The organism is Deltaproteobacteria bacterium (genome assembly GCA_016219225.1).
GTDB lineage: Bacteria > Desulfobacterota > RBG-13-43-22 > RBG-13-43-22 > RBG-13-43-22 > RBG-13-43-22.
In genome coordinates, this window is the sequence record JACRBX010000078.1 from 1 (window position 1) to 12,774 (window position 12,774).

Sequence of the window (12,774 nt, forward strand, 5' to 3'; positions counted from 1 at the left end):
CATGATCATCAGGATTGCGGGAATCGGCTTGCAGGGTGTTGTGATCCACATAGGAGACCGCGACGGGGACCTGTATCCGGGGGCGTCCGATGGCCTCAAACTGCAGGTACACCATGGTCCCGGTGGCGTCCTGGGTCAGGACCTGGTCAACCCTCAGGGGAAGCGTATCGCTTTTGAGGTTATGTTTATTCCAGAGATGGGTTTTTATGATTTTCTCAAAAAGATTCATTGGCATAACTACTCCTTTTTAATTCGAAAATACCGTTCGTCGTTCAATGTTCGGCGTTCGGCGAAAGACCTTTTGATGCTTCGTGGTGCCACAGTTAAAACAAAGGCCAGGACATAAACCAGTGGCAGGAATTTTTTAAGGAGCCCGGGGAAATTAAGATTTTTCATTGACGGATATTCAGGAGTAGATAACTTCCAATAAACAAAAAAAGGATATTAGCGGACCAGGCGGCCCAGAGAGGAGGGAAAATACCGGAAATGCCCAGAGAACGTGAAAGGCCAAAAAAGATCCAATAGACGAAGGCCACGAGTAAACTCCCCACAATCCCCTGGCTGATCCCTATGCCTTTTTCTTTACGCAGGGCCAGGGAAATCCCGAATAAGGCCATAACAATACAGACTACCGGAAACGCCAGGCGGATATGTTTTTCGACAATATACCGGGTGGCTTCGTAGCCTTCCTTTTGAACCTTTTGGATGTAGGCTTTAAGCTCCGGATAGGTCATCTCTTCACTGTGTTTTTCCTGGTAGCGGAAATCTTCGGGGGTTTCGGGAAGAACAACTGTTTTTTCAGTAAAAGGCTGGCTGGAATAGGAACCTCCCGGTTGAAAAGATTGGGAGAGGCCGTTCATAAATATCCAGGTCCCATTTTTCCAGGAGACCTTTTCGGCGTCCAATCGGAATTGTAGTTTGAACTTTGGGTCAAAAAAATAGAGGATGGCGCCTTCCGCCGTTTGGTCTTTGAAATTAAATTTATTGAAGGTATAAATGGCTTGATCCCCTTTATACCAGATTTTCTCCTGGAGCAGGACGGCCCGGGGTTCCATTTTTTTAACCCGGTAATTCCAGATTTCAGAGGCCCGGGCATTCGTAAAGGGAACCAGGATCTCTCCGAGGATCAGGATCAGAACGGTCGCGGTGAAGGAAAGCAGGATGATTGGAAAGGACAAGCGGATCATGTTGATACCACTGGATTTGAAGGCGATGATCTGATTGTTCTTCGATAAGAAGCCAAAGGTCAATTGAGTCCCCATGAGGATGGCAACCGGGATCATCTGCTTGATGATGTTGGGAATAGTGAAGATAAAAAAACGAATGATGAGGTCGGGGGCTACCCCGGCGGCATTGAAATCATCCAGCTTTTCCATAACATCCACCAGCAGATAGATAAACACAAAGATCCCCAGACAGAGCGAAGTCATTTTTAAGAATTCTTTGGACATGTAATGGCTGATGATGCGCATGGCTGAATACTAACCAAGGTCGAGCGGTTTGTAAATAAAAAAGCTGCCCGAGAAAGGGGTTTGATTTTTTTTGAAAACCTGTTAAAAAAAGAAGGTCTGATCAAAACTAATTGAAATTGGGTTCTTAATGATTATTCGCCAAGCCATTGAAAATCGGGAAAAACATTTCCTGGCCCCCTGGGCGACCTTGAGCGCTGGGAGCCGGGGAAGACCGGTTCCCGAAAAGGAATGTTCTATACGGACCGTTTTCCAGAGGGACCGGGACCGGATCATCCATTCCAAGGCCTTTCGTCGGTTGAAGCATAAAACCCAGGTATTTTTATCCCCCACCGGAGACCATTATCGAACCCGGTTGACCCATACGTTAGAGGTTTCTCAGATCGCCCGGACTATCGCCCGGGCCCTCAGTTTAAATGAAGACCTGACTGAAGCCATTGCCTTGGGCCATGATTTGGGCCATACCCCCTTCGGGCATGCCGGGGAAGAGGTCCTGGATCAGATCGTTCCCGGTGGTTTTGTCCATAATCAGCAGAGCCTCAGGGTGGTGGATCATTTGGAGAAGGGGGGAAAAGGCCTCAACCTGACCTTAGAGGTCCGGGACGGTATTCTGAAACATTCTAAGGGGAAAGGGGATATCCTTTCCCAGGACCCATCCGAACGGGCCATGACCCTGGAAGGGGAGGTAGTCCGGGTCGCCGATATCATTGCCTATATCAGCCATGATCTTGATGATGCCATCCGGGGAGGGGTGATTTCCACCAGGGATATTCCCAAAGATTGTTTAAGAATCTTAGGGGATCGGAGCTCAAAACGGATCGATACCATGGTTAAGGCCGTAGTCCATTACAGCCTAAAGGACCCTCCACAGGGTCTTTCTATGGCGGAAGAAGTTTCAACTGCTATGGATCGATTACGGACCTTTCTGTATGGTCATGTTTATGACGCCGGCCGGGTCCATCAGGATTTTATCAAGGCCCGCAAAGTAATCAGCGAATTATACCAGATCCTGCTTGCCCATCCGGAATTTCTGGGGGATCAATGGGGGTACGGTCAAGAGGTAATAATAACCCCGGAAAAGGTGACGGACTTTATTGCCGGTATGACCGATCGATATGCCTTAAACCTCTATGAAAAGATTTTTCTTCCTAAACCCTGGGCGGTGTTGTGAATTAATAAAATGAACCTGAAAGAAATCCTGACCATAAATCGCCGGCCGGTTATCAAGGAATGGATGGACCGTCTGCATAGCGGGGTGAGCCGGCATTACAGTGAAAGACCCCTGGAGGAACTGGAGGTCACTGTTTCCCGGGCCTTTGACGCCAGTGCTGCCGTTCTGCTCCATAACGATTATTCAAGCATAGATGCCCATATTGAATGGATCGCCCGGATCAGGCTGGAAGGCGGTTTTCCCCTGTCGGATGTTCAGAATGCCTATGAGCTGTGCCGCACGCTGCTGGTGCCCGTTCTGGTGCAGAAACTGGCCGGCAGGGAACTCCTCCTGGCCCTTCAGGGGATAGATACCTGTCTCCTTTATACCATCAAGAAATTCAGCAATTATTATCAATCTCTCCATGAAAAAGACATCCGGGAACATGCCTTGAACCTGGAGCGGGAGGTGGAAAAAAGGACCAGGGAACTGGCCGAATCGGAGTCCAAATACCGGGTCCTGGTGGAAGAAATAAACGACGGTTATTTTGTCAACCAGGATGGCCTGATCGTTTTTGCCAACCAGGCCTTTTACGATCTCCATGGCTACTCCCCGGAGGAGATGTTCGGAAAACCCTATACCGAATTTATTGCCTTAAAATCTCTGCCCCTGGTGCAAAGATTTTTTGAAAAAAGGATGTCCGGGGAAGAGGCTAATGACCTTTACGTTTACCTGCGCCGCCATAAGAACGGAAACACCCTGTTTACCGAGAACAAGGTCAAACGTATCCGCTATCAGGGCAAGTATGCCGTTGCCGGGATTTGCCGGGATATCACCGGCCGGATAGAAACGGAAAGACGCATAAGGGAATCCGAGCGCCTGGCCCATATCGGCAAGCTCACGACTTCCCTGGCCCATGAGATCCGCAACCCGCTTTCATCGGTCAAGATGAACAGCCAGATCATCCTGAAAAATACCGAGTTCGGCGGCAACGATCTGAGACGTATGGAAATCATCGTCCATGAAATATCAAGGCTGGAGCGGATACTGGATGAGATGCTGGATTTCGCCAGACCGGTCAAATTAAATCTGGAGCCTTTTTTTATCCATGAAATCCTGGATTCCTGTCTCGAAATCATGGAGGCCAGGTTCCGGGAAAGGGGAATCTCCGTAATAAAAAGATATGCCGGAAGACTTCCCCGGACCCTGATGGATCATGAAAAGATGGAACAGGCCATTATCAATATTCTGCTCAATGCCGTGGAAGTCCTGCCCCAGGGGGGACACTTGGAGATTTTCGTCAGGAAATTAAGGAAAGATGGTCAGGCCCTGCAGGTTGAAATAAGCGATGATGGGCCGGGGATCAGTGCCGAGGACCTGCCTTTCATATTCAACCCTTTTTTCAGTAATAAGAAAAAAGGTACCGGCCTGGGTCTTTTTAATGTAAAAAAGATCATAGAAGCCCATGGCGGGTCTGAAAACGTCGTCATCCGCAAGCCCAACGGAACGCGGGTTATTTTTGCCCTTCCCCTGAGAGAAATGTCGTGAAAGCCCAAAAAATTCTCATTATTGATGATGAACAGTCCCTTCTGGAGTCCCTGGAGATGTTTCTGGTCGAAAAAGGCTATCGGGTCGCCTGTGCCCAGTCCGCCTCCGAAGGCTTGAACCAATGCCGGAGCTTCGATCCCCAGGTGATTATCCTGGATATCCGCCTGCCCGATATGGATGGATTGGATGTCCTTCGTCAACTGGTCGCAGGGGGAAGAAAAAATATCATCATTGTCACGGCCTTTCATGACATGGATATGACCATTAAGGCCATGAAGCTTGGTGCCTTCGATTACATCCCCAAACCGATCGATGTGGAAGAGCTTGAAAAGGCCATTGATAAAGCTCTTAAGTCCGTTAGTTCGGTCCGCTCGGCCTCGGCTGTAGTGATTGATCCCTCTTCGAGATATATGGAGGGGAAAATAATCGGCAAGAACCGGGGGATGAAAGAGATTTTCAAGACGATCGGTGTACTCTCTGAAAACAGGATCACGGTCCTTATCGAAGGGGAAACGGGTACCGGCAAGGAACTGATAGCCAGGGCAATCCATTTTAACAGTGCTTTTAAGGCCCATCCCTTTCAGGCTATTAACTGCGCCACCTTCGTGGGAAGCCTTCTGGAAAGCGAACTTTTTGGCCACGAAAAAGGGGCTTTTACCAGCGCCTTCAGCCCCAAGAAAGGGAAATTTGAACTGGCCGGAGAAGGGACGATATTCCTGGATGAGATCGGAGAAATCCCTTTTGAGCTTCAATCGAAATTGCTCCGCTTCTTACAGGAAAAATATTTTGAGCGACTGGGGGGAGAACGAAAGATTAAATCCAATGCCCGGGTAATTGCCGCCACCAATGAAGACCTCTGGAAAATGGTTCGGAAAGGGACTTTCAGGGAAGATCTCTATTACCGTCTTAATGTGGCGGCTATCAAGGTCCCCCCCCTCCGGGATCGTAAATCAGATATTCCGCTCCTGGTCGAACATATCCTGATGAAAATTAATCAGGAGCTCTCCAAGAAGATCAGGAAAGTTGAAGAGGAAGCCCTCAGAAAAATCATCGAATACGACTGGCCCGGCAATGTCCGGGAGCTGGAAAATGTCCTGACCCATGTGGCTATCAATACCCGTGGGGAAGTCCTCCTGGAAGAACTTATTGGCCCGTTACTCGGGAAGAGATCAGATAATTCTTATCAGAACCCGAAAGATGTCCTGAGCAGGGAACACAGCCTGCAGGATTTGGAAAAACAATATATTTTAGGGATACTTGACCGAACCCACTGGCATTTGGGGAAGACCTGTGAACTGCTCGGCATTTCACGCCCTACACTCCGCCACAAACTCAAAACCTACGGATTGTCTGATGGGCTTAGTAAAAATTGAAAATTATTTTCAAAAATGGGAAGTTCTATTCAAACCCGGAGGGAATCGCCGATCCCTTGATTTCTTTAACCTGTTGCAATTTCATGGATTATGAAATAATTACCTCCCTGGCATACCTTTTGCTCAACTATAGCCCATTTAGAATCTGAAATTATGGAAAGAAAGGTATCCGTTTAGCTTTTTGAAAAAACGTCGATAACCTCTCCGTCATTCCGGTGAAAACCGGAATCCAGGTTCTTTTCGACCCAGCCTAACCTGGATTCCGGTTTTCACCGGAATGACGCTCGTGCAAGTCAGGTTTTTCAAGTAAAAGTCTCAAATTTTTCAAAGGGCTAAATTGTTACAAAGAAAGTAATTGAAGCTTGACAAATTACCCTGATATGAATACATAATTCGATATAACCTTAAAAAATCCCAGATAATTAATTCTGCTTATTGAAAGCAGTTTTTCGCCTTATATAGAATTTGGAATAAATTAGAAGCAGTTTCGTTTGTTTCGGTTGTTTCCGTCCCTCTTGAAAAAAGGATTTAGCGGTTCTTAACCCATATTCCACAAGGAGGAGCATTATGAAGGCAAAAATTTTAGTTATCTGGACATCCCTCTGTTTTTTTATCCTGACCTGTTTTGCACTTTCCCCCCTCATGGCTGCTGAAAAACCTATTGTCATCGGGGCCCCCCTGGCCACGGCTTTCCTTTATGGCTGGGATGCCGAGCGGGCCATACGTCTGGCCGTTGAGGAAATCAATGCCAAAGGCGGGGTTAATGTGAAGGGCACCAAGCGGCCTTTCGAGGTGGCGGTCATGGATACCCGGGACCTGGAACCCGGTGTTCCGGTCAGCGATGCCCTTTTAACCGTGGAAAAACTCATTTTAGAGAAAAAAGTGGATTTTATTGTCGGCGGACCGGTCCGCTCCGAGGCCGCTCTGGCGGCCATGGATTTGCTTTCCAAATACAAAAAGATATCCATTCTTTCCACCGGGGCCTTGACCCCGGCCTACCATGCCCGGGTGGCCGAGAATTATGACAAATTCAAATATTGTTTCCGGATCAGCGGAGAAGCCAAATGGATGGTGACCGGTGAAATCATCCCCTGCCTGGAAGAAATCGGGAAGGACCATAAGCTGAACAAACTATTTATTATGGTCCAGGATGTGGCCCATGCCCGGGGCGGCGGGGAACTGATCGCCAAGATCATGGCCGGAAAGGGCTGGACGGTTTTGGGCAAGCCGGAAATTTATCCCACCGGGACCACCGATTTTTCCATGGGGCTGTTGAAGGCCAAAAAAGAAGGGGCCCAGGTTATCCTGATCTGGATGGATATGCCGGAAAGTTCCATCCTCTTAAAGCAATGGTATGATCTGAAAGTCCCGGCCTTACCTTTCGGCTCCATTATCGCGGCCGCCGAACAACCGGGTTTCTGGAAGGCCACAGAGGGGAAAGGGGAATACTGCCTGGCCAACGTGGTCAATGCCGGCAATGCCCCCTCCAAAGCCACCCCATGGACTATGAAATTTGTTGATGCCTACACCAAGAAATGGAAGATCGAGCCGGAAGGCTATTGGACTTCCAGCAGCTACATGGCCGTTTATGTGTTAAAAGAGGCCATCGAAAAAGCCGGCTCTTTGGATTCAGATGCCGTAATTGCCGCCCTGGAAAAAACCGACCTGATGGGGGTTTACGGCCGGATTCGGTTCGACCAGAAGAGCCACCAGATCATCCCCAGTCTGGATCCGAAAGAAGGGGCCGTGGGGACCGTTTTCCAATGGCAAAAGGGGAAGCGGGTGGTGGTTTATCCAACCAAAATCGCCACCGGGGATATCCTGCTGCCGCCCTGGATGAAGAAATAATTCTCGCTCAAAGCTGAAAGCTCAAAGTTCTGAGGGATAGATGGAAATACTCATTTACGGTATCGTCAACAGCGTAACCCTGGCCTTGATGGCCCTGGGGTTTACGCTGGTTTATGGAATTTCCGGCCTGCCCAACTTCGCCCACGGGGCCTTGTATATTGTCACCGGCTTTATCGTCTGGAGTCTGATCCATACCCTCCATCTGAATTATCTCCTGGCCATGTTCTTATCCTTGTTCATCACCGGGATTATCGGGGCGGCGATTTATCGCTTCATATTGATCCGGGTCCGGGGCATGGCCACTTCGGAAATCATTGCTTCCTATGCTATCGGACTGGCTGTTCTGGAAGGGTTGCGGTGGGGCGGATTTAAAGGGATGACCTATACCCTGCCGGTATTCGTGGAAGGAAGCCTGGACCTGTTCGGCGTGAATGTCGATATTCAACGGATCATGGTGGTCGTTTTGGGGGTCGTGGTCATGGCCTGTCTTTGGCTTTTTACCCACTATAACCGAACCGGATTGGCTTTGAGGGCCATGGCTCAGGATGAGCGGGCGGCCTTGATGCTGGGCATCGATTCCGACCGGATGGCTATTGCCGCCATGTTTTTAGGCTCTTTTCTGGCCGGACTGGCGGCCGTGGCCTTGCTCCCTCTGGGCAATATCGTGGTCGAGGCCGGTTATAATGTCCTGATTATGGCTATTGCCGTTTGCATTGTCGGCGGCCTGGGCAGTTGGGTCGGGGCGAGTCTGGCCGCCTTTCTGATCGGTTTTGTCCAGATTCTGACCGTAGTCTATATCGGGGCCCATTTTCAGATTGTAGTGGCCTTACTGGCCATCATCGTCACCTTGATTTTAAGGCCTTCCGGTTTATTCGGCCGGCAAAAAGAACTTGAAGAACGGGTATAACCTTGAACCAAACATCAGTGCGTAAAGAGCGGATAGACCGGGGCATCAAGGTCCGGACCAGCGGAATTTATGCTATTTCCGCCTGGAAAGAAATCGGCTATCTGGTGGTCCCCCGCCTGATCCTGATTGTCGGGCTCCTTATTCTGCCCCTGGTCGTGACCAATGTCTATTGGCAAAGGGTGATTTCAATCGTTGGTATCTATGCCTTACTGGCCCTGAGTTTCGACTTCCTGACCCATTTCGTCGGTCTGGTCTCTCTGGGGGGGGCCTTTTATGTGGGCGTTGGCGGTTATCTGGCCGCCATTTTAAATACCAAGCTGGGCCTGTCTCCTCTTTTTACCATCCCCCTGGCTACCTTGGGCGGCGCTGTGCTCTGCACCCTGGCCTTATTACCCTGTCTGCCCTTACGGGGGGTTTACTTTTCCATTGTCACCCTCATGTACCCCCTGGTGACGGCCCGCATTATTGAAGCCTTGAATATTTTAGGGGGCACCGACGGGATAGTCGGGGTAGCCAGTTTTCCCAACCGTTGGATTGAGCAGTATTCCCTTTTGGGGATCCTTTTGGTGATATTATTCGGTCTCCGGCGGATAGTGAATATGGACATCGGGTTGGTCTTCCAGGGGATCAAGGATAACGACCAGGCGGTCAAGGCCTCGGGAATCAATATTACTTATTATAAGGCGGCCGCAGTCTTTATTTCTTCCGGTATGGGCTGTCTGGGCGGGGCCTATCTGGTCCATATCTATATGTGGTCCGGAATCTCTCAACTGGCCCTGGATTTTTCCATTATACCCATTGCCTCGACCGTAATCGGCGGGGGGGGGACGCTGGTGGGGCCTTTGCTGGGTGCCTTTTTCCTGGTCCCGATTTCCGAGTTGCTCCGGGCCTTCGGGACCTTGCGGATTGTCTTTTATTCCCTGATCCTGATGGCCTTTATCGTTTTCCGGAGTGAGGGCATCATGGTCTATGCTCAGCGTAAGTACCACCAATTTGAAAGATGGGTCAAGGTATGAATCCGGATGTTATTTTAGAGGTGCAGAAGATCAGCAAATCCTTTGGTGGAATCCAGGCCCTGTTTAATGTAAGTTTCAGCCTCCATCGGGGGGAGATCCTGGGGATCATCGGTCCGAACGGTTCGGGGAAAACCACTTTAATCAATTGTGTTACCGGTTTTGTCCAGAGTGATAAGGGAAAGGTATTTTTTAATCAACGGGATATCACTAATTGGCCGCCCCATAAGATCGCCCATCTGGGCGTTACCAGAACCTTTCAGGTTATGCGACCCTATTACAGCCTGCCGGCCTACAAGAATTTGATCATACCGTTGTTTTCCCCGAGGGCCCGCCAGACCGGAGGCTGGCGAGGCGGTGGTAAACTGGGTGATCGAAATACGGTGAGCATAGACATCCTGGAAGAGATCGGCTTCGAGAGGGATTCCTTTGTCCCCTACAAATTGGCTTCAACCCTTCCCACCGGCTATCTTAAACGCCTGGAATTGGCCCGCTGTCTGGCCTTACGGCCGGAAGTCATCCTTTGTGATGAAGTCTTTTCCGGGTTGAGTGCCAGTGAAATCGCCAGTATGATCCCCTTAATCGAACGGCTGCAGATGGAGGGGATTACCCTGATCATGATTGAACACCGTTTAAAAGAGTTGTTCCGGGTGGCCAACCGGGTCATGGTCCTGAATTTCGGCCAGAAACTCACCGAAGGCCTCCCGGCTGTGGTTATGGAGGATGAAAAGGTGAAAGAGGCCTATCTGGGATCGGAGGATTTATCCGATTATGTTTGAAGCTAAAGGGCTGATGGTTTTTTATGAAAACATGCTGGCCCTGAACAACATCAGCATTAAATGTCAGGAAGGCCAGATCGTCGGGGTCTTTGGCGCCAATAGCGCCGGAAAATCGACCTTGATGTACACCCTTTCAGGGATTATGCAGGACATCAAGAAGAAGGAAGAGATGGCTGGAGGGGAGCGAATAACCCTTTTAGGGGAAGTCCTTTACCAGGGTATCGATATCATGAACTTAAAACCCAGCCAGCGGGCCAGGAAAGGGATCATCCTCTGCCCGGAACGACGAAGGATCTTCCCGGAAAGCACGGTCCTGGAGAACCTGAAGATGGGCGGCTACCTGGCCAGTGCCGGACAGGTTAAGTCGACTCTGGAGTATGTTTTTAAAATTTTCCCCGCCCTGATACCCTTAAAAAAGCGGGAAGGGGGATTTTTAAGTGGTGGGGAACAACAGATGCTGGCCATCGGCCGGGCCTTGATGGCCCAGCCGAAGATCCTGCTCTTGGATGAACCCCTCATGGGTCTCAGTCCTTTGATCCAGGCCATGCTGGCCCGTTCAATAAAAAATATCCGGGATGAACGAAAGGTCACCTTAATCATCACCGAACAGTACGCCCGTCCTATCCTGCCCATCGTGGATTATGCTTATATCCTGGAAAACGGAGCGGCGGTCCTGGAAGGGACCCGTAAGGAATTGATGGAGAATCCGGATGTGCGGGCGGCGTATTTCGGGGTCTGAAAAAAACAGTTGCAAGATGCAAGTTTCAAGATGCAAGAAATTAAAAGGAATTTCTTAAGCCTCGTCAAACTTGATGGCTATGTAAAAAGTAAAAGTTTGCTCTTTTCCGTCATTCCGGTGAAAACCGGAATCCAGGTTCAAAGGTTTGGTTCCCGGTTTTCAAGGGGACGATGTCTGGACCCCGGCTTTCGCCGGGGTGACGACCGGAGAGATTTTTACGAATATATCAAACTTGCATCTTCCATAAAGGGAATCTGTCTATATGGTTGAGGAATTGAACAGAGTGCGCATCGGGGGGGAACTTATCTTTTCCCGTTTTGAGCGGATGGCCGAAAAATATCCGCAAAATACGGCCCTTATTTTCCTGGGTGAAAAATATTCCTATGCCCGGTTGAGGAATCTGATCGATCGCTTCGCCACCGGTCTGAGCCGTCTGGGGGTCCGGAAAGGGGACCGGGTGATGCTCTACCTGTCCAATAGCCCTCAATGGATTATTGGCTTTTTTGGAATACAAAAAATCGGTGCCGTGGCCGTTCCCGTCTCCCCCATTTATACCTCTCATGAACTCACCTATATGGTCAACGATTCGGGTGCCGAAACCATTATCTGCCATGATACCAATTTCGGATATGTGAAAGAGGTCTTTTCCGGAACAGGCCTGAAGAGGGCCGTAGTCACCAATCTGGTCGATTTACTGCCTCTGTCCAAAAGGGCCATTGGATTTTTATTCGACAAGGTTCCCCACGGCCTGGTCGAAAAAAGTGACCAGGTCTTGCTGTTTAAAGAGTTATTGAAGGCCCCGCCCGCTCCCCCCCCTGTGGAGATGGATTCCATGAAAGACCTTTCCTATATCCTTTACACCGGTGGGACCACCGGGTTTCCAAAAGGGGTACCTGGAAACCACGCCGGCATGACTTCCTATGTCAAAGACCTGACCGAAGATGTTTTGAAAGGATACATTAAAGAAGGAGAAGACGTCTATATCGCCATTAATCCCCTGTTCCATATCATGGCCCTCGGTTTTTTTGTGGCTGCCGGCTTGAATTACGGCAACACCACTATCCTGATGCCCCAACCCCAGGTGGACCCCATCCTGGAGGCCATTGGAAAATACAAGGTGCGCTGGATGCTCGGTGTTCCCACCCTCTACCGGATGATCCTGGAAAATGATCGCTTGGATCAATACCCCCTTGATTCATTACGGTATTGCTATTGCGGAGGCGATGTGCTCCCCCTGGAAGTGTTTAATCGCTGGAAAGAAAAATTCGGGGTCCCCATGGTTCAGGTCTATGGTTCCACGGAAGCCGGCCATATCACCTACAGTCGTCTCCACCAGGAACCGGATCCCCTGTCTATCGGCCTGCCGCTGAAATCCAGAAGATGCAAAGTGGTTAATCCTGAAACCCTCGAACCGGTTCCTTTTGGAGAAATTGGTGAGTTGATCGTCACTTCCGATGAAACGCTCAAGTATTATTGGAATAAGCCGGAAGAAACGGCCAGGTCTTATGTCGAAGTGGATGGCCAGACCTATTACCGGATGGGAGATTTTGTCCGGCAGGATGAACGGGGGGAGCTCTATTATGTGGAACGCCTGGCCGATATTATAAAATATAAAGGCTACCGGGTTTCTGCTTCAGAAATTGAAGCGGTTTTACAGGACCATCCTACTGTTGTCGGGGCCTGTGTAGTTGGAGTCCCGGATCCAAAGGTCGGCGAGCGGATTAAAGGGATCGTGGTTTTAAAAGCCGATGCCAAGGGGGTAGGGGCTAATGAATTAATCCGCTTATGCCGGGAACGTCTGGCCCCTTACAAAGTCCCCCAATATATTGAATTCCGGGACATGCTTCCCAAATCGAAGGTCGGAAAACTCCTCAGACGGGAAATCCGGGATGAGGAAAAAAGAAAAATGGAGAAAGGGAAGAAGTGAGGGCATAGTTTGAAAATTAAG

General features: G+C 49.6%; 11 protein-coding genes. 9 read left to right on the top strand and 2 right to left on the bottom strand.

What is annotated here, in order from left to right; genetic code table 11:
• Together HY879_06610 and lptG are read right to left on the bottom strand one after the other, a co-directional pair.
• On the bottom strand, window positions 1–229 hold a 229-nt coding region (locus HY879_06610; protein ID MBI5603010.1), incomplete at its 3' end, for an aconitate hydratase.
• Window positions 230–392: 163 nt separating this feature from the next.
• Window positions 393–1,472 (bottom strand): LPS export ABC transporter permease LptG, encoded by a 1,080-nt coding sequence (gene lptG, locus HY879_06615; GenBank protein ID MBI5603011.1) that lies wholly within the window; start codon window positions 1,470–1,472, stop codon window positions 393–395.
• Window positions 1,473–1,599: 127 nt separating this feature from the next.
• On the opposite strand from lptG, the gene HY879_06620 reads away from it, so the two are divergent.
• From HY879_06620 to HY879_06660, 9 genes are all read left to right on the top strand, one after another.
• Complete coding sequence (locus HY879_06620) at window positions 1,600–2,640, top strand: deoxyguanosinetriphosphate triphosphohydrolase (GenBank protein ID MBI5603012.1); 1,041 nt, start codon at window positions 1,600–1,602, stop codon at window positions 2,638–2,640.
• 9 nt (window positions 2,641–2,649) lie between these two features.
• Window positions 2,650–4,167, top strand: a complete 1,518-nt coding sequence (locus HY879_06625; GenBank protein ID MBI5603013.1) for a PAS domain S-box protein — start codon at window positions 2,650–2,652, stop codon at window positions 4,165–4,167.
• Window positions 4,164–5,540 (top strand): sigma-54-dependent Fis family transcriptional regulator, encoded by a 1,377-nt coding sequence (locus HY879_06630; GenBank protein ID MBI5603014.1) that lies wholly within the window; start codon window positions 4,164–4,166, stop codon window positions 5,538–5,540. The genes HY879_06625 and HY879_06630 overlap by 4 nt, the downstream gene beginning before the upstream one ends.
• A 567-nt stretch (window positions 5,541–6,107) precedes the next feature.
• On the top strand, window positions 6,108–7,388 hold the full coding sequence (locus tag HY879_06635; protein ID MBI5603015.1) for an ABC transporter substrate-binding protein: 1,281 nt from the start codon (window positions 6,108–6,110) through the stop codon (window positions 7,386–7,388).
• Between the two features lie 40 nt (window positions 7,389–7,428).
• Window positions 7,429–8,295: a branched-chain amino acid ABC transporter permease gene (locus HY879_06640; GenBank protein MBI5603016.1), complete on the top strand. Its 867-nt coding sequence runs from the start codon at window positions 7,429–7,431 to the stop codon at window positions 8,293–8,295.
• A 2-nt stretch (window positions 8,296–8,297) separates the two neighbouring features.
• The gene (locus HY879_06645; GenBank protein MBI5603017.1) at window positions 8,298–9,311 is read left to right on the top strand and encodes a branched-chain amino acid ABC transporter permease; all 1,014 of its coding nucleotides are present in this window, start codon (window positions 8,298–8,300) and stop codon (window positions 9,309–9,311) included.
• The gene (locus tag HY879_06650) at window positions 9,308–10,087 is read left to right on the top strand and encodes an ABC transporter ATP-binding protein (protein ID MBI5603018.1); all 780 of its coding nucleotides are present in this window, start codon (window positions 9,308–9,310) and stop codon (window positions 10,085–10,087) included. Before HY879_06645 ends, HY879_06650 begins: the two co-directional genes overlap by 4 nt.
• Complete coding sequence (locus tag HY879_06655; protein MBI5603019.1) at window positions 10,080–10,826, top strand: ABC transporter ATP-binding protein; 747 nt, start codon at window positions 10,080–10,082, stop codon at window positions 10,824–10,826. The genes HY879_06650 and HY879_06655 overlap by 8 nt, the downstream gene beginning before the upstream one ends.
• Window positions 10,827–11,088: 262 nt before the next feature.
• On the top strand, window positions 11,089–12,753 hold the full coding sequence (locus HY879_06660) for an AMP-binding protein (GenBank protein ID MBI5603020.1): 1,665 nt from the start codon (window positions 11,089–11,091) through the stop codon (window positions 12,751–12,753).
• Window positions 12,754–12,774 lie beyond the last annotated feature (21 nt).

Bases quoted from the DNA above. Each gene is read 5' to 3' on its own strand.
- lptG (MBI5603011.1), bottom strand. From the start codon at position 1,472: ATGCGCATCATCAGCCATTACATGTCCAAAGAATTCTTAAAAATGACT.
- HY879_06620 (MBI5603012.1), top strand. From the start codon at position 1,600: ATGATTATTCGCCAAGCCATTGAAAATCGGGAAAAACATTTCCTGGCC.
- HY879_06625 (MBI5603013.1), top strand. From the start codon at position 2,650: ATGAACCTGAAAGAAATCCTGACCATAAATCGCCGGCCGGTTATCAAG.
- HY879_06635 (MBI5603015.1), top strand. From the start codon at position 6,108: ATGAAGGCAAAAATTTTAGTTATCTGGACATCCCTCTGTTTTTTTATC.
- HY879_06640 (MBI5603016.1), top strand. From the start codon at position 7,429: ATGGAAATACTCATTTACGGTATCGTCAACAGCGTAACCCTGGCCTTG.
- HY879_06650 (MBI5603018.1), top strand. From the start codon at position 9,308: ATGAATCCGGATGTTATTTTAGAGGTGCAGAAGATCAGCAAATCCTTT.
- HY879_06655 (MBI5603019.1), top strand. From the start codon at position 10,080: ATGTTTGAAGCTAAAGGGCTGATGGTTTTTTATGAAAACATGCTGGCC.
- HY879_06660 (MBI5603020.1), top strand. From the start codon at position 11,089: ATGGTTGAGGAATTGAACAGAGTGCGCATCGGGGGGGAACTTATCTTT.